Raw genomic sequence first — 20,504 nt, 5'->3', positions numbered from 1 at the left:
ATTGTCAAACGTTGGCACTAGGACGGTATGCAAGAAGGATATGTGCGCTGGCTGTATGGCCTGCGTCGATTCATGCCGACATGGAGCGATTGCCATTGAGGATACGATTGAGGCGTATAACGCCCGTATTGATCCTACAAGGTGCGTGGGATGTGGACTGTGCGAGAAAACGTGTCCCCAGATGGTATCCCCATCTTCGTTGCGTCCTCTCGAGTGGCTACAGGGGTGGGCGAAAGATACATCGCTCAGAATGTCATCTTCGTCCGGGGGTCTGGCTACGGCCATCTCGGAGGCGTTTGTGGCGTCAAATGGATTAGTGTGTTCATGTGCACAGGAGGGCGGTGAGTTCCGGTTCCACCTCACTTCTGATGCGGATTACTTGAGGAGGGCCCAAGGCTCCAAATACGTCAAAAGCAATCCGCTTGGTGCGTACCGCGAGGTTAGGGAGGCCCTGCAAGGTGGTCAAAGGGTTCTCTTTATCGGTCTTCCTTGTCAGGTTGCTGCGATGCGTAACTTCGTTGGAAGCCGTTTAGCCGATTCCCTTTACACCATCGACCTTATCTGTCATGGTTCACCGTCCCCCAAGGTCCTGAGCCGATTCTTGGAAGAGACAGGTAACAACCTGTCTAATGAGCTGATACTGGACTTTCGAAAGAAAGTCCAGTTTCAGCTCCGCTATCGCGGAGCTGAAACTGTGGGTAGGACGGGTGTCCGCGATCGCTACTCGATTGCTTTCCTCTCGGGTTTACCGTATACGGAAGGCTGCTACTCCTGCCGCTACGCCAAGGGTGATCGTGTCTCCGATATTACGCTTGGCGATTCATGGGGTAGCGAGCTTTCTGATGAGGTCGCGAACGGGATATCCCTCGCACTTGTGCAGACAGACAAGGGTCGAGAACTGTTAGAAATGACGGACCTTGAGCTTTTGCCGGTTGATCCTGGTCTAGCTGTGGCCAACAATGAACAGCTTCAACGTCCTTCGACGAAGCCTATAGAAAGAAATACCTTTATGGACGGCTTTCGTAACGGGGTACGGGTTAACCGACTCGTTCTCAGGGCGAGGCCAAAAGACTGCGCCAAGTACTTGGTCAAGGATATACTGCTTGCACTGGGTTTGCTCAGGGGTTAACACATCGAGAGCGTTTGCTTTAGGCATTAATGATAAGGTAATCCATATGTTGAGTAATTCCAAGGTGCCAAAGTGCGTCGTATTAATGGCGTCATACAACGGCATCCCATTTATTTCAGAACAAATTGACAGCATTCTCTCGCAGGCTGAAGTTGACGTACGTCTTTTTGTCCGTGATGACGGGTCATCTGATGGTACTCGTGATCTTCTGCAGCGCTATGCAGATGAGGGCAGTCTGACTTTGTTAACAGGAGAAAACCTAGGACCTGCTTTAGGGTTTTTGACGTTGTTGCGGAATGCTCCCGAAGCTGATTACTATGCGTTTTCCGACCAAGATGATATTTGGGATAGCGATAAACTGATAACTGCGATTAAACAGCTTAAGAAGCAGGAGAATTTGGCTCTTTATCATTGCAATTCAAGACTTGTAGATTCAGCTGGTAATGAGATGGGCCGGTTAACCTATGGGCAACAAAGGTGCATATCTTATCGAGATAACGACCCTCTCAACCAGCTTTGCATTGGGTCACCTATGGGATGTACGCAAGTATTTGATAGGCGTATTTGGGAAGTTGTTTGCTTGCATGAGCTGCCCCATCCCGTCATCATGCATGATAAGCTGATAGCTAATCTATGCGTGCTGCTGGGTTATCGGATTGTTTTCGATGCTTCTCCTCATATGGGATATCGCCAGCATGGTCGTAATGTGGTCGGTGTGAGTACTGATTTACCATCTAAAGTGATTGAGAAAATCAATAGTTTTTGTCATCCGCGAGAGATTACTCTTGCAAAGCAAGTTACTGGACTTCTTTCAACTTATTCCGACTGCATTCTTCCTCCAGAGCGTGCTCTTGGAGAGTTGGTATCGAAAATGGACGCTTCTTTCATGGCTAGGTGCAGGGTTTCTTTCTCTTCGAGGCTGAATTTCGGCAGTCTACAAGAGGGCCTTTTCAATAGATCTCTCCTCTTGTTTGGGAAGCGATGATATGAGTAAAAGCATCCCCAAACCGCACAATAGTGGGTACGTCCTAGCGCTTGCCTTTTGCGACTATCTCAAGGACAAGACCGGCACCCCAAAGGCTATTATGGCGAGTCAGCAGGCCATGGCGTCGCACGGCATAAGTTACGTCTATCTCCACTCGGTTAAGAAGACCCTGTTCAGGGACGACCAGATGCTATTTTGCGAATTCGGGGTTACGGTCGACGGGGTGGAGGCTGGTGTTTTCAGTATTGCCCAGGTGTGCGAGGCCCTTTGCAGCTGGCAAAAAAGCGGCTTCAGCCTTCTTGAGCTTCATATCCACCACCTTCTGTACGTGAGCCTTGAGAAAGTCTCCGAACTGCTAAAAGTTACAGGCAAAACACCGGTCAGGGCCTTTCTCCACGACTATTACCTGTGTTGTACAAGCTATAACCTCCAAAATAGGAGCGGCTTTTGTGACAGCTCAAGGCTCGGCGACGCTCCCTGCGAGAAATGCCCCCACTTCAGTAACAGCCTTCGTGTGGAGTCGAAGATCCAAGGGCTGTTTGACTCCATCAAAAATCTCCGTTTTGTTGCACCTTCGACCTATACGAAGAATCGGTTTCTCTCATTCAGGCCCCAATACGAGGGCCTTGTTGATGTAATACCGCACCAAAAGCTGCTTGGAGAGTATCTGGGCAACAGACGTCCTCTGAACGCAGGGGAGCGCATCAGGGTTGCCTTTCTGGGGATGCCGAGGAAGACAAAGGGCTGGGAGACCTGGCTTCGCCTCGTATCTGCGGTCGATGAACAAGAGTACGAGTTCTTCGTCTTCAACAGCTCGAACGATATGTATCCAGGGATGAACAAGCGGTTTGTCGAATTTGATGAGAAGCACCCAAATGCCATGACCGACTCTCTCAGGGAGTGCGAGATTGCCATCGTTGTCATGTGGCCATCTTGTCCAGAGACCTATAGCTACACCTGTATGGAATCTTACTCCGCAAACGCTTATACGATTTCGAGTGCATGTGCAGGCAATGTCGCCGACTTTGTCGTTGAGCATGGGTCCGGTTTGGTGCTGAATAACGAGGAGGAGCTAATCGGGCTGTTTAGGGATAAGAGCCGGCTTATCAGGGAGGTCAATCGTTTCAGGAGCGGAAAGCCTGGTCCGCTCGATCTTGTCGATTCAGATGAGATCGTAGACCTGCTTCCATGCTCCTCGGTAGGTCTCAACACGGGAGTTCACATGCACACGAGGCTGATTGAACGTGTGCTGCTGGAGGTACTCAATGCAAGATCATAGGCATGCGAGGCTCGTTATAAATAAAGCGGAGGAGCGGGCTGGTCGAAGAGGTCGTTGGTATCTCCCTAATAAGCAAGGCGTTCTAACCGTTTGCATGGGTGACCTGGCGGATGCGACGATCGTTATAGGTATCTTGGCGCAGGTTTTCTTCCTTGAGTACTATGGTCTGGGGCGATACCTCAACTGGGTAATTACCGGCATGATTTGCGTGAGGGCGCTCTTCTCCGGATGGAAATATAGCGGTAGAGCGCTACTACTTGGGCTGATTACCGTTGCAGGGTGGCTGTCTGGTGCCCTCTTGGGTGGCAATATGGAAACGTTTAGGGCGAATATTTTGCTGCTCCTCTACCCGTTTGTCTATACGCTTTACTTCTTTCTTTTGGTCACTAACAAGAGGGATTTTCTTCTTGGACTCTTTGATGCAGGTTTTCCGGTCTTCAACGCCATATTGCTTCTCAATATGGCGATCATGTTTATCCAGTACTCTACCCATGGGATGATCGCTGCGACAACGAACGACATCAGTTACTTCGAGGACAATATCTCCGGCCTGTTCTCTTATGCGTCCGTCCATGCGGTGGCCCTTTACACTTCATTCGTCGTGCTCTACAACTTCGTCTGGATTAGGAGGCTTCGGGGTCCTCTCTGGCCATCCCTTGCCATCGCTTACAACGTCTGCCTTATCGTCCTGTCCTTCTATCTTGCGACACTCAACGATAATAAGGCGCTCTTCATAATCCTTCCTCTCGTTTTAGTGATGTTCTGGCTTATTTCAGTCATGAGAGGAGAAGCGGATGTTTCGGGTCCCTTCTTTTGGCTTGTCGCCTTGTATTTTATCCTGACAATTGCATACGTCTTGGTGCCTGCGTTCCAGATCCTCGTGGATACGCAAGTGTTTGGTCTGTTCGATATGGTTGGCAGTTCAGCTTCCGTCGGTACTGCTGCCGACGGCAGTAACGAGAGGATTGCTATCATCGGCTTCGCTCTCTTGAGACCGGCTACATGGAGTCTCGGAGAGGGTCTTGGAGCCTCAAGCTTCTACGCGTCCGGGTTCATGTCGTTTAACCACTTTGGTCAAGCGGATATGGGGTCTTTCTTGATTCTCATGGGGGTTTGGGAGACGGCAGCGTATGTAGCGTTTTTCCACTCCGTGGTTAGTGAGTTTATGGAGCAGGAAAAAGGATCTAATGGCCGGATTGTTCGTTTGCTCCTTTTGCTAACAATTCTTATTAACTTTCTGTATACGCAGTGCTTTACAAGGGTGAACTGCTGCTTGTGCCTACTGCTGCTCTGTGGAGCGCTGGCTTGGTCGTGGAATTCCTCGGCTGCAGACTATTTGATTATTGATAGAGACGAAGAACAGGTTTGAACATGAAAATAGGCATTTCCACATTTACGCATGGGGACAACTATGGGCAGAGGCTCCAGAACCTTGCTGTCCAAGAAACTCTCAAACTCTCGGGTGCAGATGTCCTTACGTTCAGACAGAAGGACTCGAGATCTGCCAAATACAAGCTCAAGTCTTTGGCTTCGCTCATTCCAAAGGGGCTTGCCGTTGCCCACATCCAGAGGCATCGTTCGTTTGAGGATTTCAATTCCCGTAACATTTCCTTTAGCCGGGAGGTTATATCTGATTCCAACCCTCCACGTGACATTAAATCCTATGACTTTTTCGTTGCTGGGAGCGACCAAGTTTGGTCTCCGTATTCCCCTGACGCTAACTCCACTATGTTTCTCACGTTTTCGCCAAGAGAAAAGCGCATTGCTTTTTCGCCAAGCTTGGCAGCTCCGACGATTCCCGAGGAGAAGCGTGAGCTGTTCCACGGCTATTTCGACGGGTTTGATAGGCTGTCCGTTCGTGAGCAGAAGAGCGCCGAGCTTATAAACAGTCTATACGGCTTAAAGGCCGAGGTGTTGATTGACCCAACACTGATGTTTGACGGCTCCTGGTGGGAAAGGTATGAAAAAGAGCCGCACTGCGGGCTTCCAAATGATTATGTATTGACGTACTTCCTCGGGAGTGCAGCTTACGAAGAGAGGGTTGCCGAAATCTGTGATTCACTTAGCTGCAAGAGGGTCGATTTACTAGGGGATGCGCGCTACTACGCCCTCGGGCCTTCAGAGTTCCTCTATGCCGTCCGTCACGCAAAGCTTGTAGCGACAGATTCATATCACGGATCAATTTTCTCGATCTTGTTCGGGAAGCCGCTGATTTATTGCCCTCGTGAGTCCACTGGTCCAGACATGAGCAGCCGATTCGACACGCTAGCCAGCGAGCTGGGTGTTTCTTTCGTTGAGCGGTCAATTCTTTCCGTATGTAATTCGGAACTGCTCGAGAGTGACTATTCAAAGGCGTATGACAGGTTGGCAGCTCAGAGGAAGATCGTTGTTGAATTCCTCGATAGATGTGGATTGAGCATTCCCTCGGAGGCCGCCCGTGGCTAGCCAGCGTAAGGCGGGCGCCCTCCTCGGCTACGCCAACATCCTCGCAAAGAACCTCGTCAACCTCGTCTACACGCCGATGCTACTGTCCTACGTGGGGCAGGCGGACTACGGCGTCTTCCAGAGCTCGAACTCCTTTGTCTTCTCGCTGACGCTCCTGTCCTTCGGCTTCTCCGAGGCCTACGTGCGCTTCTACACGCAGACGGTGGCGCACGGCGGCGAGCGCGACATCCGGCACCTGAACGGCATGTACCTCACGCTTTACGTCGCCGTCACAGCCGCGGCGGTCGCCCTCGGCATAGGCTTCTCCGCAAACGCCGGCGCGGTGTTCTCGGCCGGGTTCACCGAGGCGCAGGTCTCGCTCGCCCGGGAGCTGCTCGCCATCATGACGCTCAACGTCGCCTCGACGTTGTTCACCGTCGTGTTCAATTCCTACATCACGGCGCACGAGCGCTTCGTCTACCAGCAGACCAGGCAGCTCGTCACCACGCTTGCGACGCCGCTGTGCGCCTGGGCCCTGCTGGCCGCCGGTATGGGGCCCGTGGGCGTTGCCCTAGCACAGCTCGCGGTGAACCTCGTCCTGCTCGCCCTCAACGCGCGCTACGCCATCGTCGTGCTGGGCATGCGCTTCGAGCTCAGGGGTGCCGACTGGGGCGTCATGCGCGGCATCGCCGCCTTCAGTGCCTGGATCTTCGGTAACCAGGTCTGCGAGATGGTCAATCAGAGCGTGCCCAACATCATGCTGGGGGCCATCTCGGGCGCGACTGCGGTATCTCTGTTCGCGGTGGCCGTGAACATCCGCCAAGTCTTCTACTCGCTCTCCACCACGATGTCGAACGTCTTCATTCCGAAGGTCAACCGCATCGTCGCCACCTCGGACGACAACGCCGAGCTCACTCGCCTTATGACGCGCGTGGGCCGCTACCAGATGGTACTGTTTTGCTGGGTGTACGGAGGTTTCGCTATTCTCGGGAAGTTTTTCGTGACGAGGTGGGCGGGCCCGGGCTTCGCCGAGGCCTACTGGCTCGTGCTCGCCATGACGCTACCCGTCATGGTGCCCCTCTGTCAGAACGTCGGCATCGAGATCCAGAGGGCCAAGAACATGCACCACGCCAGGAGTCTCGTCTACCTTGCGATGGCGGTCGGGAACGTTGCCTTCACCGCCGCGGCCGCCCCGGCGCTGGGGCCGTGGGCCCCCGCGATCGCCTATGTCGTCAGCATCGTGCTCGGCAACGGACTGTGGATGAACTGGTACTACCAGAAGCGGGTCGGTCTCGACATGCTCTTTTTCTGGAAGCGGAACCTGCCGGTGCTGCTCGCCTGGGCTGCCGTCACCGTCGCCTGCCTCGCTGGCACGGCGGTCCTGCCCGTCAACGGATGGCCCGCGTTCCTCGAGTGGGGCGCCGTTTACAGCGCGCTTTTCGCCATAGCCCTTTGGCTCGCCGTCCTAACGAAGGACGAACGTATCGCGGTCGTCTCTCGTCTCCCGTTCCTTAGATAGGGTCCATCATGAATGATTCCGAGAAATCCCCGAGGGTCGTCTCGCTTGGCGACCGTTGCTGCGGCTGCGGCGCGTGCGCTGCCCGCTGCCCCAAGTCATGCATCTCCATGGAACCCGATGATTGTGGCTTCCTACACCCCACCGTCGACGCCTCCGGGTGCGTAGGCTGCGGGGCGTGCGACGCCGTATGCCCGGCGCTCAACGCCCCTGGGGAGGACGGGTGCGAGTTCGCCCTCTGGGCGAAGGCTCATGACGTCGGCTTGCTCGATAGATCGTCGTCGGGCGGCGTGTTCGGTCTACTCGCTGGTGACGCTCTCTCGCGCGGCGGTGTTGTGGCGGGCGCCGCGTGGACGGACGGTTGCCGCGAGCTTCGTCACGTGCTCGTGGAGGACAGGCCGGCGCTCGGCGCCGTTATGCGCTCGAAATACGTTCAGAGCGCGGTTGGCCGCGGCGTCTTCGAGGGCGTCCGCGCTGCCCTGCGTGAAGGCAGGCCGGCGCTCTTTGCCGGTACTGCATGCCAGGTGGCTGGCATGCGCTCATACCTGGGGAAACTCGCCGACTCTGACCTCTTCCTCGGCGTCGACGTCATCTGCCACGGTGTTCCGTCTCCAGAGCTCTGGTCGCGCTGGGTCGACTACCGTGGTGAGGCCTTCGGGTCGGACGTCTGCGACGTCAATATGCGGAGTAAGACAACCGGATGGTTGTCTTACTCCGCTATGTACAAGCACATAGCGGAGAAAGACAACACCGGGGACACCGAGTCCCAGATATTCGGCAAAGACTGGTACATGAAAGCGTTTCTGGCCAATGCGAGCCTTCGTTCGTCCTGTCTGGCATGTCCAGCAAAGCGCTCCAGCGGCGCCGATATCACGCTCGGTGATTTCTGGGGGTTCCAGAATACCCATCCCGAGGTCGACAACTCCAAGGGCGTATCTGCCGTCCTATGCAATACCGAGAAGGGCGTGCGGGCATTCGAGGCTATTTCTGGGCTTACTGCAAACGGTCCGGCGACGCTTGATGGGGTAATCGCGGGCAACCCTAGCCTCGTCCATTCTGTCACGCCTTATCCAAAGCGCGACGAGTTCTTGAACGACGTGTCTGCCGGGCTTTCCATCCCAGATCTCATGGACAAGTGGGATTTCCGTCCCACTCTCTGGCAGCGTGTCCGCGGCAAGCTTGGTGGTATTAAACGACGACTAAAGAGACTCGTTGGAAGGAGAGCCTAGATGGCCAAGGATCGCTACCTTCAAGCTCTTCGTGGGCTTGCGATTTCCGCAGTGGTGCTTATCCACTGTCTTCCTCAATGTGCCGCGTCGGTCGCCATTCGCCCATTCCTCAACTTTTCTGTTGCGTTGTTCTTGTTTTTATCCGGTGTTCTTACCGACGAGCGCAAATTTAATGCGGGGGGGGGTCTTCGACGCCGCATTAGCAAGGTTGCCGGACCTTATGCGTTCTGGAGCGTTATCTATCTTGCGGCGTTTCCCGCCCTTCATGGGCGTCTGGGTTTCTGGCGTTCGCCGTGGGCTCCGTATCGGCTCAGATGTACTATCTATTGGTCTATTCACAGCTTGTGCTGCTTACTCCGGTACTGTTCAGGCTCCTTTCACGGTATAGGTTCTTTGTCTATTGTGTGACACCGGCTTGCTTGCTTCTAAGGGAGCTCGCTGCCGTTGCCGGTGTCGCATTGCCTCTAATACAGGTTTTCTGCCCCATGTGGCTCATCTTTTATGTTTTCGGTCTCGACTGGAGGCGTTGGGCTGCGCTCATTGAAGGACGAACCACTCAGCTTGTTGCAGTGCTCTTTATATTTTTAATAATTCAGGAGGTCGCAGGCTTCTGGTGGTATTTGACTGGCGATTTCAATATGGCCACAACTCAGCTTAAGCTCGGTTCTGCCGCGACCTCTTTAGCTGTGATCGCGCTTCTTATGGCGGTTCCGGGATCATTCAAGTCGCGATTATCTTCTACTTTGCTTGTTGACCTTGGGAACGCCTCTTTTGGAATCTACCTCTGCCATATACTTGTTCTCAAGGCCGTTTGGAAACTGCTTGGATTATTCGTCATTCCACTTGGTGTTTCGACATTTACTGTTTGGGCGCTAACTCTTGCCGGATCTTATTCGCTTGTATCACTTTGCGGTCGTTATTTGCCCGAACGAATTCACATCATTGTGGGATTATAAATTGATTTTCGATACTGGCGCTTTTCATAGCGTTGAAGCAAAGTGAGTCCATTACCAACATTTGGCACGCGATCATCGGTGAAGATACCGGACTTCCTGTTTTCGAACGAGAAGATGACTTTTTACTCAAAATGGCTGATTGGATTAACCAACCTGAAATAACCGGAATCAATCTCCCTTGGTCGAGCATTGAAAAATGGAAGGGGCAATTCAGGTAGCCATATTCCGCAGTCATTACCTTGCCTATTTCGTTAAGAATGAGGGGGTTTAGCAAAATAGGATACCCAAGTCTTATTTATCACTCGACCTAAAGCGCATTTCGATTGTAGAGGACAGATTAAATGAAAGGCATCATCCTCGCCGGCGGGTCCGGCACCCGCCTGTACCCGCTCACGCTCGTGACCTCCAAGCAGCTGCTGCCGGTCTACGACAAGCCCATGATCTACTACCCGCTTAGCACCCTCATGCTGGCGGGCATCCGGGACATCCTGGTCATCTCCACGCCGACGGACCTCCCCAACTTCGAGCGCCTGCTCGGGGACGGCTCGCGCTACGGCGTGAACCTGTCCTACGCCGAGCAGCCCTCGCCGGACGGCCTGGCCCAGGCCTTCACCATCGGCGAGGACTTCATCGCCGGCGAGCCGTGCGCACTCGTGCTCGGCGACAACATCTTCTACGGCAACGGCCTCAGCCGCCACCTGAAGAAGGCCGTCGAGAACGCGCAGTCGGGCCGCGCTACGGTCTTCGGCTACCACGTGGACGACCCCGAGCGCTTCGGCGTCGTGGAGTTCGACGGCGAGGGCAGGGCCGTCTCCATCGAGGAGAAGCCCGAGTGCCCCAAGAGCTCCTATGCGGTCACCGGCCTGTACTTCTACCCGGGCGACGTGGCCGCCAAGGCGCATGAGGTGCAGCCCTCCGCCCGCGGCGAGCTGGAGATCACCGACCTCAACCGGATGTACCTGGAGGAGGGGACGCTGTCCGTCGTCACCTTGGGCCGCGGCTACGCGTGGCTGGACACCGGCACCATGGAGAGCCTGCACGAGGCCGCGGAGTTCGTCCGCGCCGTGGAGCACTCCCAGGACCTGCCGGTCTCGGTCCCCGAGGAGATCGCCTGGGAGAACGGCTGGATCACGACCGCCGAGCTCGAGGAGGCCGCGAAGGCCTACGGCAAGTCGGTCTACGGCCGGCACCTGAAGAAGGTCGCCGCCGGCGAGATCGTCAACAGCCCTCGCGAGTACTAATCCGATCAAATGGGAGATAGAAACATGTCTGAAGAGCTCTTCGAGCCCAGGAACATCATCGTCACGGGCGGCTGCGGATTCATCGGCAGCAACTTCGTCCACTACGTGGTGAAGAACCACCCGGACGTCCACGTCACCGTCCTGGACAAGCTGACCTACGCCGGCAACCCCGAGAACATCGCGGGGCTCCCCTCCGACCGCGTGGAGCTCGTCGTGGGCGACATCTGCGACGCCGAGCTGCTGGACAGGCTGGTACCGGGCCACGACGCCATCGTGCACTACGCCGCCGAGTCCCACAACGACAACTCCATCGCCGACCCGGAGCCCTTTCTGCGCACCAACGTGGAGGGCACCTTCCGCCTGCTGGAGGCCGTCCGCAAATACGGCATCCGCTACCACCACGTCTCTACCGACGAGGTCTACGGCGACCTTGCGCTCGACGACCCCGCCAAGTTCACCGAGGAGACGCCGTATAAGCCGAGCTCCCCGTACTCGAGCACCAAGGCTTCCTCCGACATGCTCGTGCGCGCCTGGACCCGCACCTACGGCCTGCGCACCACGATCTCCAACTGCTCCAACAACTACGGCCCCTACCAGCACGTGGAGAAGTTCATCCCCAGGCAGATCACCAACATCGTCGACGGCGTCCGCCCCAAGCTCTACGGCCGCGGCGAGAACGTCCGCGACTGGATCCACACCGAGGACCACTCCTCGGCCGTCTGGGACATCTTGACCAAGGGCCGCATGGGGGAGACGTACCTCATCGGAGCCGACGGCGAGAGGAACAACATCACCGTCCTGCGCATGATCCTGGAGGCCATGGGGCGCGACCCCGAGGACTTCGACTGGGTCGCCGACCGCCCCGGCCACGACCGCCGCTACGCCATCGACTCAACCAAGCTCCAGCGCGAGCTGGGCTGGAGGCCGGCCCATACCGACTTCGCCGAGGGGCTCAAGCAGACGATCGACTGGTACGTCGCCAACGAGTCCTGGTGGCGCCCGGCCAAGGAGGCCACCGAGGCCCGCTATAGGGCTCAGGGGCAGTAGGGGAGACTAACATGGCAGACATCGCATTCGAGAAGGACCTCTTCGTCACCGAGACCGGCATCGGGGGCCTGAAGGTCGTCGACCTCGCCGTCCACGGCGACTCTCGCGGCTGGTTCAAGGAGAACTGGCAGCGCGCCAAGATGACCGAGCTCGGCATCCCCGACCTCCGCGTCGTCCAGAACAACGTCTCCTACAACGAGAAGAGGGGCGTCACCCGCGGCATCCACGCGGAGCCCTGGGACAAGTTCATCTCCGTGGCCCGCGGCTCGGTCTTCGGCGCCTGGGTGGACCTGCGCGAGGGCAGCGCCACCTACGGCAAGGTTTTCACCTGCACGCTCGACCCGAGCAGGGCCATCTACGTCCCGCGCGGCGTGGGCAACTCCTTCCAGGCGCTCGAGGACGGCACCGCCTACACCTACCTGGTGGACGCCCACTGGTCCCTCGAGCTCAAGAAGACCTACACCTTCGTGAACCTGGCCGACCCCGAGCTCAACATTCAGTGGCCCATCCCGCTGGACCAGGCCACCGTCTCCGAGGCGGACAAAAACCACCCGATGCTGAGGGACGTCGTCCCCATGGCGCCGAAGCGCACCCTCGTCACCGGCTGCAACGGCCAGCTGGGCCGTGCGGTCCGCGCGCTCGCCGAGGAGCGCGGCCTCGCCGGCAGCTTCGACTACTGCGACATCGACACCTTCGACATGTCCGACCCCGACGCCTATTCCAAGTACGACTGGTCGCTCTACGGCACCGTGATCAACTGCGGCGCCTACACCGCGGTGGACAGGGCCGAGACCCCCGAGGGCCGCGTGTCCGCCTGGAAGGCCAACGCGACGGGGCCGGCGCAGCTCGCCCGCACCTGCGCCGAGCACGGGATCACCCTGGTCCACGTGTCCTCCGACTACGTCTTCGACGGCACCGCCGAGGTCCATACCGAGGACGAGCCCCTCAGCCCGCTGTCCGTCTACGGCCAGACCAAGGCCGCCGGCGACATCGCCGTGGCCGGCTGCCCGCGCCACTACATCATGCGCTCGAGCTGGGTCATCGGCGAGGGGCACAACTTCGTCAAGACCATGAAGGCGCTGTCCGACCGCGTCGCCGACCCGGGGGATAAGCTCACCCAGGTCACCGTCGTTGACGACCAACTGGGCCGCCTGACCTTCACGCGCGACATGGCCGCGGCCATCTTCCACGTGCTGGAGAACAAGGCCCCCTACGGCACCTACGGCTGCACCGGCTCCGGCGCCGTGAGGAGCTGGGCCGATATCGCCCGCGCCGTCTTCGAGGCCGCCAACGGCAACGGCGAGAAGGTCGTGCCGGTCAGCACCGCCGACTACTACGCGAGCGCCGCGGGCCCCATCGCCCCGCGCCCGGTCCACTCCGCGCTCGACCTTTCCAGGCTCGAGTCGGTCGGGTTCCACATGCCCGACTGGGAGGAAGAGCTGGGGGAGTACCTCAAGACGCTCTAGTCGCCGCTATTGAATTGACGAGAGTAAAAAAGCCGCCGCTTGTTAACGGCGGCTTTTCTTATGCGTGGCGTATAGCCCCGCTGCAAAAAGCGGCAAATGTCGCATGGTTTACTCTAAGCCTTACAATTACGACCAGATTCTTTGAAGAGGGCCTTGCTTAATTAGTTATTTACTACTGAGTTTAGATAAAACGCTAGAACCTAAAGCAAATGACCTAAGACCAGCTTTTTGCTTACTGATCTTATCAACGACATAGCTGATAAGATCAAATGGCACCGGAATGGTCTAGGCGTATTCTTTGTTTTCTATCCAGGTGGCGTAGAAGTCCACTCTGCCCGAGGGGGCCGTGCCCGACACCTTCCCCCCGTCGACGTAGCGGTAGAAGCTCCGCCCCTCCGGCAGCGCCCCGCCGTCCAGCTTCGCCCACCTGCCGTTGCCCGCGGCGTCGATGACGAACCACGCGTCGTCGCAGTCGCGGTGGGCCTTCCAGCCCGCGAACGCCATCGGCCCGCAGGAGAAGCCCAGCGCCGACGACGTCAGCGTGGCGGTCGGTGTGCCCACGACGACCCTCGTCGTCCTGGCGACGGCGGGCGCCGCGTCCGACCCGTGGTAGCGGATCGTGTAGGATGCGGGCTCCTTCCAGGTGGCGTAGAAGTCGAACCTTGATATCCACTTGTACCCGGATTGCATGGCAACGATAGAATTGGCAGCAAGATCGGCCTTGGCGTCGGTCGTCTTCCACTCGCGCAGGTTCATCGCAAAGGCGACGATGCCGTTCTGGATGCCACTGATGCTGGGCGGGAAAGACTGGTTGTCGGCGTCGATAGAGAACTTGTTCTCCTTTGCGTCGAGGTGCTGCTGGATGCGATCGGCGTACTTGGCGGCCCATTCGTCGGCCTTGCCATTGTGGACGAAGTAGTTGTCTTTGAGGCTCGTCGAGCGGGTGGCGTACCCGTCGGCAGTGTAGATTTTGGCGTGTCCCTTGTGCGCGATTGCCATGAGTTCATCGGTGATACAGAAGTACAGGTGGCGCTGGTCAAGGTCGCCATAGAAATTGTCGGATGTGTCGTCCCAGGTGCAGTCGACCTGGTACCATTTTCCGTCGAGCTTAACCGCATTCCAGGTGTGGCCGTCATAGGTATCGCGGGTCTCTGAATTAATGATGCCGACAGCGGTGAGCAGCTTGGAATAGGCGCTTTCATACGCCTGACAGGTGCCCACGCCGCGCGTGAGTGCGCTCTCGGCAGATGACCACTTCAGCGAGTTGTCGTACTCAAGCTGATTTAGAAGCCAGTCATGAAGATAAAGGGGCATTTCATATTCAAAGCCATTTGTGTTTTGCTTGGCCTGCGACACTGCTTTATTGACAATGCTCGCAACGCTGGGATACGCATCATCTGCAACCTGGATATACGAGTTGGTGCGCAAGTAGTAAACGCCCGACGCCTTGTCCATGAGGTAAAAGCGGAAGTTATATGATCCGGTAGCCGTCGTTGTGAACGTAAAGTCGTGGCTAGCGCACGCGTCGGTGAACTTTGTCCACTCTCCGCGGCTTGGGTCGGCGACCGACTCGTAGGCATACTCATTGGGGTTGGAGTAAGAGGGCGCATCCATGCGGAAAAGATAGCTGCCACTGCCACCTGTTGCGCTCACGTGGAAAGTCGTTGGCTGTCCAAGTACTGGATCGTTCCATTCGACGGTGAGGGTGACACTGCCGCTGGTGGCGCTATCGCTGTGCTGATATCCACTTACTGCGGCCTTTGTGGATTGTTCCGAATCAGACGACATGTCGGAAGTTAGGGAAACCTGAGGTTTCGCCTGATGTGAAATTGGATTCGCGAGATCTGAATCATTTTTGATGGACTCATTGCCGATCTCGCTTGTATCAATGTCGCCCGTCATACTGGTGCCCGAATTGTCCGCTGCGCCAGTATCAAACTGCTCCAAGGTGTTTTCTTGAAGCCGTTCTTCTTCCGCTAAAACCCTTACAGGTATTGCTGCGCTAAGCATGGATACGCAAAGAACTGCGCAGAGCGAGCGGTAAAAGACTCGTTTCATAGCGGTGCCTCTCGATAAGGCGGGCGCCAAGGCCCGGAGGCGGCGCCAGACCAACACTCCGTGTATATGTAAGTGGGGTTAATTTTACGGTAACACCAGTCAACAACTGCGAACTTTTTGGACAAAGTTGGGGAGGGGAGAGGGGTACTTGGGACAGTTTGGCACTGATTGATTTTTCGTAATCATGTCTATAAATTTTGATGAACAGTGATATGGATTCATTGTTATAGTTTGGAGCCAAACATGGAAGCACCCGCCGTTCTCCATCATTATGCAAGCCTAGATACGCTGGCCTTGATTCTGCATAATCGGACTATCAGGTTCAGCCGGTTAGATAAGGTTGATGACCCGCAAGAACAGCGTTCAGCAGACTCTCAAAATCTTGGAAAAATAAAGCTCGTCAGTTGTTGGACCTCTTCTGATGAGGAGAGTATCCCTATGTGGCGCGAGTACGCTGGAGCTGAATGTGGAGTAAGAATCCAGATGAAGAGCTATCCGTTTAAGCGGTACTCTGTGTCTACCGAAAGCCTAAGTAAGCTATCTAGTGACGCAGTTTTGAATACTCCTGGTGGCAAGTTTGATGGACTTCAATTGCCGCTTGAAGACTTTTGGGATAAAAAATATCATTTTAAAGAAATGGCCCGAAGCGTTGAGATGCTTAATGAAGTCCAATACACGAACGATAAGTCGCTTCTATTTCCAGAAGTGATACGAAGTTGCGGGAACGGTTGGATCGAGGCTGATTTAAGTGCGCTTGGGATCCACAAGGCTACCGCCTGGTCATACCAGAAAGAATGGCGCTATGTTTTGACGGGAGTTCCTGTGGGCATCGCCTCCATTATCAAGGGTGACGCTGAAGCAGTTAAGAAAGCTGCTGAAGTCATACTTGATAGATGCGATCCCGGAATTCCTTCCTTTTACGATTTGGCTATCTCAGACGAAGCATTTTCCTCGATGAAGATCGTCGCCTCCCCAAAGATGACTCCAGGCAACCGAGTGATTTTGGACGCGTTGGTGCAGAAATACGCACCCGGCCTTGAGGTTGCAGAAAGTTCGATTGAGTTGGCTTAAATAGGCAGCAATATGATGCCGGAGGTTCCCATGTGTTGTCTGCGACTTCATGGCAGGGGAAGCCGATGCTCTTCTAATCCAATGTGCAAATAATGAGATCGCACGTTCGGGCAGCCCTAGAAGTTCTTACTGATAATTGCATATCCGCAATAAGGGAAGGGCTGATAAGTGGCTGCCGATAGGCCCCTTCATATTGAAGCCAATTTGCTACTTATTAAGGGACTAAATATTTACTGCCCACCCGAACTTATCGTCCTTGACTATTAAACATAGTTATACTGCAAGGAGTATTCTTGTTTGTTCTTTTGGAGCTCGGCATATGCAATTTAATTATTCCGCGCTTGATAGCTATGAGTTTGAGTTGCTCAGTCGTGATGTCGCCGAAAAGCTTATGCATATTAAGCTGTCCTGCTATACCGAGGGCAGGGATGGCGGGATAGATGCCTCCGATTTTTATTTCTGTGGTTCTCATTCCTGTCCATCGGTTGTTGTTCAAGCCAAGCATTGGACTCAGCATGTGCGTTATTCCAAGCTTGAATCAACTTTATTAGCTTTGATTAAACAGCTGGACTCTCGCGGTAATCTTCCCTCCAGATGTTTAATACTTACTGTGGCCTCTGGCGTTACGAGAGAATTCCAACAGCGATTGTTTTCTAAGGCGAAAGCTCTCGGTGTTCAAGATTTCAAACTATTGGATTCCGTTAAGCTTGACCAGCTCCTTTCCGACGAATCTAATTCAGATATTCTGCGTAATCATTTTAAGCTATGGATTGCTGGGGCCAATGTGCTGCAGAACCTGTACAACAGATCATTCTTTGTAGGCTGCGATTTGTATCTTGCTAATATCGATGAACGCAAATCCTTGTTTGTCCAGACCGCTCTATTTAACAGGGCGGTCAATATTCTCGAATCAAACCCCTGTCTAATCATCACCGGCGATCCGGGTACGGGCAAAACCACACTTACACAAATGCTCGCCCTTCAAATGTCCGCAGCTGGTTATCGCGTTCTCTATTCTTCATGCTATGAATTGGAGGGCGTAATAAGCGCATCTTCGCCCGATTCCAACCTACCGGAACTTATTGTACTAGATGATTTCCTTGGACAGAATTTTCTTGATGTCGATTCAAAGTTGCTGCGCTTGATTAGCAGCTTACTTTTTATGGTTAAGAAATCTGACAAGCGAAAGATAATTCTCAATTCACGCATTTCCATTCTCAACGAAGCTGGTAGGAAGGACGATTCTTTTCATCGTTTGATTCGCAAGCTTGACGATCAGCTTGTTTTAATAGACACCAGTTCCATGAGCTTATTGGACAAAGCCCGAATACTTCTTTCGAACTTGCGATTCGAAAACGTACCGCAGCCGTACATAGAGGCGCTATCTAAAAAAGTCGATAAAGATAAAGCGGGCTGCGTTAAGATTTGCGAACACGCCAACTATAATCCTCGTGTAATTGAATATTGTTCTCGCCCGGAATTTATTGAGCAATGTGATTTGGACAATTACTGCTCAGCGATTGTTTCACGTCTTAATAACCCTATTGATATCTGGAAAAACGAATTCGAAGAGCGTCTTGGTGAGGAAGAGAGAGTTCTTGCTTTTCAACTATTTTCGTTTGGAAATAAATTTATAAGCCTGTCACATCTAAAAGCTGCCTTTAATTCCAGAATCAAGCTATCTTATGGGATTGATTGTTCTATAGATTGCTTTGATCGTGCAATCAAGCGCCTTAAGTCGGCTGTAATCAAAATGGTTATTATCGATGGTGAGCAGCATATTGCAATGATTAATCCTTCTGTTAATGATTACTGTGCCGCCTTTCTTGCTGAAAATGCCCTAGAGTCTACAGCGATAGTGGAATCAGCGATATATGCCGATCAGCTGGAAACCATTTTTAAGGTCAATACTGATAGGTCCGTTATCGACGCATTTAAAAACAGGGCCATTAAAGGCGAGGTTTTAACCCTTAAAGGGTCGCGCGCGCAGACGTGGTGTAAGAGTGTCCTGAGGTCCGTCGCTGCAAGTCCCGATGTTACTCCTTCTTGAGACCGCGCTTCTCGACTATCTCGTCCACTATCTCCCTGGCGCGCCGCCCGAGCGCGCGGCGCCTCCCCTCTGTCGGGGCCGGCCTGTCCGCGGGCTCGGCGAAGCCCTCGGCGGCCGAGGCCTCGGAGAACACGCGCTGCTGGGACCACTGCCCCTCGGTCTCCATGAGGCTCGCGCACGTCAGGCGCAGCATCGACTCCCTCGAGGGGAAGGACTGCACGACCCTGTAGCGGCGCTTGATCTCGCGGTTGGCGCGCTCCTGGACGTTGTTGGTGCGGAGCTTGGCCCAGTGCGCCCTGGGGAAGGCCGTGAACGCCAGCGCGGAGTCCTCGGCCTGCTCGAAGACCTCGCCGGCCCTGGCGGACACCGACGCCACCCAGGGCGCCGCCTCGGCCCACACGCAGCGCGCGAGGTCGGGGTCGTCCTGGTAGACCGCGGCGTGCACGAGGTCCCTGACGGCCGCCTTGGAGTCCTCGGGCCTGCCCGAGCAGGCGCTCTGGAGGTTGCGCTGCAGGTGCGTCACGCAGCGCTGCCAGGCGCAGCCCTGGAACAGGCGCGAGACGGCGGCCACGAGCCCGGCGTGGCTGTCGGAGACCACGAGGCGAACGCCGGCCAGCCCGCGCTCGCGCAGCCCGCCGAGGAATGCCGCCCAGGAGTCCTCGCTCTCGGTGTCGACCACGTCGCAGCCCAGGAAGTGCTTGCGCCCGTCGGCGCCCAGCCCGATCGCGGTCACGACGCCCTGCGAGACGACCGACGAGCCGACCCTGCAGCTCATGTAGGTGGCGTCGAGCCACAGGTAGCAGCACGGCGTGCCCGACAGGTCGCGGCTGCGGAACTCCGCCACCTCGGCGTCGAGGTCGGAGCAGAGGCTCGAGACCTCCGAGCTCGACAGCGAGGATATGCCCAGCTTGGACGCCACGCGCTCGACCTTGCGGGTGGACACGCCGCACACGTACATCTCCTGCACGATGGCGGCCACCGAGGTGTCGACGCGCGACCATCGCGCGAGCATGCCCTCGGGGTAGTAGGTGCCGTGCCTGAGCTTGGGTATCTCGAGCTCCACGTCGCCCACGGCGGTCTTGAGCGACCTGGGGCGGTAGCCGTTGCGGCTGTTCTCCCTGCCGTCGCTGCGCTCGTTGCGGCTCGCGCCGCACATCTGCTGGGCCTCGGAGTCCATCAGCGCGTTCATCACGCCGCCCAGCACCCTGCACGCGAACTCGCGCGCGTCGCCGCACTCCTGCCAAAGCCTCGCCGCCTCGAGGGCCTCGTCGCGGCCGAGGCGCAGTACACTCTCTTCTTGGGGCATCGCCTTTCCTTCCATTCGTCACCTTCATTACTCCAACGACGAATTCTAGGCGGTGTCCCCTCCCTTTCAAGAAAGAGAAGGGGCGGGGCATGCCCCGCCTCTTACACCACATCTCTGCGCGCTACCCCTTAAAGTTGATTGTCCTGGATCTTGGCTCGGACTCTGTCCGGAGCATTATGTTTGCTCAGTATTGCGACAGATTTTCGGCCTTCTTACCGATAGTGATTTTGAATGGATTGGATCTCTTCTGGGCGAAATGCTCGATTCAGAAAACACTAAAGCCTGGGAATCAGTTTCGCTTTTGTTGGTTGGCTCAGGTCGGGGTACTTTCTATAACAGCCCATACTATGCGGAATTGCTATGTTCCTTTTTGAGCTTGAGTCATTTAGCGATAGGCACAAGCTATTTAACGGCCTATGACTTATTGGAAGACCTTGAAAGAGCTAAAAAGATACTGAATGTCTCCGATAAAGTTTCTAGACGTCTTTTATTTGCGCTTAAGGCGGAAGCGAATCGTTGGCTTAAAGAATATGTCATAGATTCCGTTGAGAGCTTTGGTAATGGTCGTGATTGGGAATCTGAATATCAACCTTCGAAGTTCGACTGCTATATCGAGGATTGGGAAACGTTTGTAAAAAAGAAGATTCATGATGTGATGCTCAGGCATTTAAATCCATATTCGCTACTTTGTGATCGCGTCGAAAATGTTGGTGTAAGGGTGACGCCCTAGCGTCCGTTTAACGAAAA

The 20,504-nt window shown here is 55.4% G+C and carries 16 protein-coding genes and 1 pseudogene; 15 read left to right on the top strand and 2 right to left on the bottom strand.

What is annotated here, in order from left to right:
• The first annotated feature begins 40 nt into the window (after positions 1 to 40).
• The 12 genes and pseudogenes from PGW49_RS01680 to PGW49_RS01630 all read left to right on the top strand — a co-directional run bounded on the left by PGW49_RS01680 (position 41) and on the right by PGW49_RS01630 (position 13,272).
• Positions 41 to 1,129: a Coenzyme F420 hydrogenase/dehydrogenase, beta subunit C-terminal domain gene (locus PGW49_RS01680; protein WP_035138278.1), complete on the top strand. Its 1,089-nt coding sequence runs from the start codon at positions 41 to 43 to the stop codon at positions 1,127 to 1,129.
• A gap of 46 nt (positions 1,130 to 1,175) precedes the next feature.
• The gene (locus PGW49_RS01675; RefSeq protein WP_082421944.1) at positions 1,176 to 2,114 is read left to right on the top strand and encodes a glycosyltransferase; all 939 of its coding nucleotides are present in this window, start codon (positions 1,176 to 1,178) and stop codon (positions 2,112 to 2,114) included.
• Between the two features lies 1 nt (position 2,115).
• Positions 2,116 to 3,393, top strand: coding sequence for a glycosyltransferase family protein (locus PGW49_RS01670; protein WP_055287332.1), 1,278 nt, complete (start codon positions 2,116 to 2,118; stop codon positions 3,391 to 3,393).
• 94 nt (positions 3,394 to 3,487) lie between these two features.
• Positions 3,488 to 4,762: a hypothetical protein gene (locus PGW49_RS01665; RefSeq protein ID WP_270225227.1), complete on the top strand. Its 1,275-nt coding sequence runs from the start codon at positions 3,488 to 3,490 to the stop codon at positions 4,760 to 4,762.
• A gap of 2 nt (positions 4,763 to 4,764) precedes the next feature.
• Positions 4,765 to 5,838, top strand: a complete 1,074-nt coding sequence (locus tag PGW49_RS01660) for a polysaccharide pyruvyl transferase family protein (RefSeq protein ID WP_117774364.1) — start codon at positions 4,765 to 4,767, stop codon at positions 5,836 to 5,838.
• Positions 5,831 to 7,336, top strand: a complete 1,506-nt coding sequence (locus PGW49_RS01655; RefSeq protein ID WP_270225226.1) for a lipopolysaccharide biosynthesis protein — start codon at positions 5,831 to 5,833, stop codon at positions 7,334 to 7,336. The genes PGW49_RS01660 and PGW49_RS01655 overlap by 8 nt, the downstream gene beginning before the upstream one ends.
• Positions 7,337 to 7,344: 8 nt before the next feature.
• Complete coding sequence (locus PGW49_RS01650; protein WP_052044165.1) at positions 7,345 to 8,562, top strand: Coenzyme F420 hydrogenase/dehydrogenase, beta subunit C-terminal domain; 1,218 nt, start codon at positions 7,345 to 7,347, stop codon at positions 8,560 to 8,562.
• Positions 8,563 to 8,805 (top strand): annotated as a pseudogene (locus PGW49_RS10445) (acyltransferase family protein); the annotation flags it as partial.
• Positions 8,790 to 9,518 (top strand): acyltransferase family protein, encoded by a 729-nt coding sequence (locus tag PGW49_RS01645; RefSeq protein ID WP_333494000.1) that lies wholly within the window; start codon positions 8,790 to 8,792, stop codon positions 9,516 to 9,518. The pseudogene PGW49_RS10445 and the gene PGW49_RS01645, both read left to right, overlap by 16 nt.
• 341 nt (positions 9,519 to 9,859) lie before the next feature.
• Positions 9,860 to 10,759 (top strand): glucose-1-phosphate thymidylyltransferase RfbA, encoded by a 900-nt coding sequence (gene rfbA, locus PGW49_RS01640; RefSeq protein ID WP_270225223.1) that lies wholly within the window; start codon positions 9,860 to 9,862, stop codon positions 10,757 to 10,759.
• Positions 10,760 to 10,783: 24 nt separating this feature from the next.
• The gene (rfbB, locus tag PGW49_RS01635) at positions 10,784 to 11,806 is read left to right on the top strand and encodes a dTDP-glucose 4,6-dehydratase (protein ID WP_270225222.1); all 1,023 of its coding nucleotides are present in this window, start codon (positions 10,784 to 10,786) and stop codon (positions 11,804 to 11,806) included.
• Positions 11,807 to 11,817: 11 nt separating this feature from the next.
• Positions 11,818 to 13,272: a sugar nucleotide-binding protein gene (locus PGW49_RS01630; RefSeq protein WP_270225221.1), complete on the top strand. Its 1,455-nt coding sequence runs from the start codon at positions 11,818 to 11,820 to the stop codon at positions 13,270 to 13,272.
• A 285-nt stretch (positions 13,273 to 13,557) separates the two neighbouring features.
• Here PGW49_RS01630 and PGW49_RS01625 read toward each other — a convergent pair whose 3' ends face one another.
• Complete coding sequence (locus tag PGW49_RS01625; RefSeq protein ID WP_270225219.1) at positions 13,558 to 14,925, bottom strand: transglutaminase domain-containing protein; 1,368 nt, start codon at positions 14,923 to 14,925, stop codon at positions 13,558 to 13,560.
• Between the two features lie 648 nt (positions 14,926 to 15,573).
• Here PGW49_RS01625 and PGW49_RS01620 point away from each other — a divergent pair.
• Positions 15,574 to 16,401, top strand: coding sequence for a DUF2971 domain-containing protein (locus tag PGW49_RS01620; RefSeq protein ID WP_270225217.1), 828 nt, complete (start codon positions 15,574 to 15,576; stop codon positions 16,399 to 16,401).
• 319 nt (positions 16,402 to 16,720) lie between these two features.
• The gene (locus PGW49_RS01615; RefSeq protein ID WP_270225215.1) at positions 16,721 to 18,451 is read left to right on the top strand and encodes an ATP-binding protein; all 1,731 of its coding nucleotides are present in this window, start codon (positions 16,721 to 16,723) and stop codon (positions 18,449 to 18,451) included.
• Here the strand turns inward: PGW49_RS01615 and PGW49_RS01610 are convergent.
• On the bottom strand, positions 18,438 to 19,757 hold the full coding sequence (locus tag PGW49_RS01610) for an IS256 family transposase (protein ID WP_270225214.1): 1,320 nt from the start codon (positions 19,755 to 19,757) through the stop codon (positions 18,438 to 18,440). The genes PGW49_RS01615 and PGW49_RS01610 overlap by 14 nt on opposite strands.
• Before the next feature lie 52 nt (positions 19,758 to 19,809).
• On the opposite strand from PGW49_RS01610, the gene PGW49_RS01605 reads away from it, so the two are divergent.
• Entirely contained in the window at positions 19,810 to 20,487 is a 678-nt protein-coding gene (locus tag PGW49_RS01605) for a hypothetical protein (protein ID WP_270225213.1), read from the top strand.
• Positions 20,488 to 20,504: the final 17 nt, after the last annotated feature.

Source organism: Collinsella aerofaciens, assembly GCF_027679495.1.
GTDB classification, from domain to species: domain Bacteria; phylum Actinomycetota; class Coriobacteriia; order Coriobacteriales; family Coriobacteriaceae; genus Collinsella; species Collinsella aerofaciens_AK.
This window is presented reverse-complemented; position numbering and strand designations above follow the sequence as displayed.

Excerpts from the sequence above, each read along its gene's own strand:
- rfbA (WP_270225223.1), top strand. The coding sequence starts at position 9,860 with ATGAAAGGCATCATCCTCGCCGGCGGGTCCGGCACCCGCCTGTACCCG.
- PGW49_RS01665 (WP_270225227.1), top strand. The coding sequence starts at position 3,488 with ATGGGTGACCTGGCGGATGCGACGATCGTTATAGGTATCTTGGCGCAG.
- PGW49_RS01680 (WP_035138278.1), top strand. The coding sequence starts at position 41 with ATGTGCGCTGGCTGTATGGCCTGCGTCGATTCATGCCGACATGGAGCG.
- PGW49_RS01650 (WP_052044165.1), top strand. The coding sequence starts at position 7,345 with ATGAATGATTCCGAGAAATCCCCGAGGGTCGTCTCGCTTGGCGACCGT.
- PGW49_RS01660 (WP_117774364.1), top strand. The coding sequence starts at position 4,765 with ATGAAAATAGGCATTTCCACATTTACGCATGGGGACAACTATGGGCAG.
- PGW49_RS01620 (WP_270225217.1), top strand. The coding sequence starts at position 15,574 with ATGGAAGCACCCGCCGTTCTCCATCATTATGCAAGCCTAGATACGCTG.
- PGW49_RS01670 (WP_055287332.1), top strand. The coding sequence starts at position 2,116 with ATGAGTAAAAGCATCCCCAAACCGCACAATAGTGGGTACGTCCTAGCG.
- PGW49_RS01610 (WP_270225214.1), bottom strand. The coding sequence starts at position 19,757 with ATGCCCCAAGAAGAGAGTGTACTGCGCCTCGGCCGCGACGAGGCCCTC.
- PGW49_RS01630 (WP_270225221.1), top strand. The coding sequence starts at position 11,818 with ATGGCAGACATCGCATTCGAGAAGGACCTCTTCGTCACCGAGACCGGC.
- PGW49_RS01675 (WP_082421944.1), top strand. The coding sequence starts at position 1,176 with ATGTTGAGTAATTCCAAGGTGCCAAAGTGCGTCGTATTAATGGCGTCA.
- PGW49_RS01615 (WP_270225215.1), top strand. The coding sequence starts at position 16,721 with ATGCAATTTAATTATTCCGCGCTTGATAGCTATGAGTTTGAGTTGCTC.
- rfbB (WP_270225222.1), top strand. The coding sequence starts at position 10,784 with ATGTCTGAAGAGCTCTTCGAGCCCAGGAACATCATCGTCACGGGCGGC.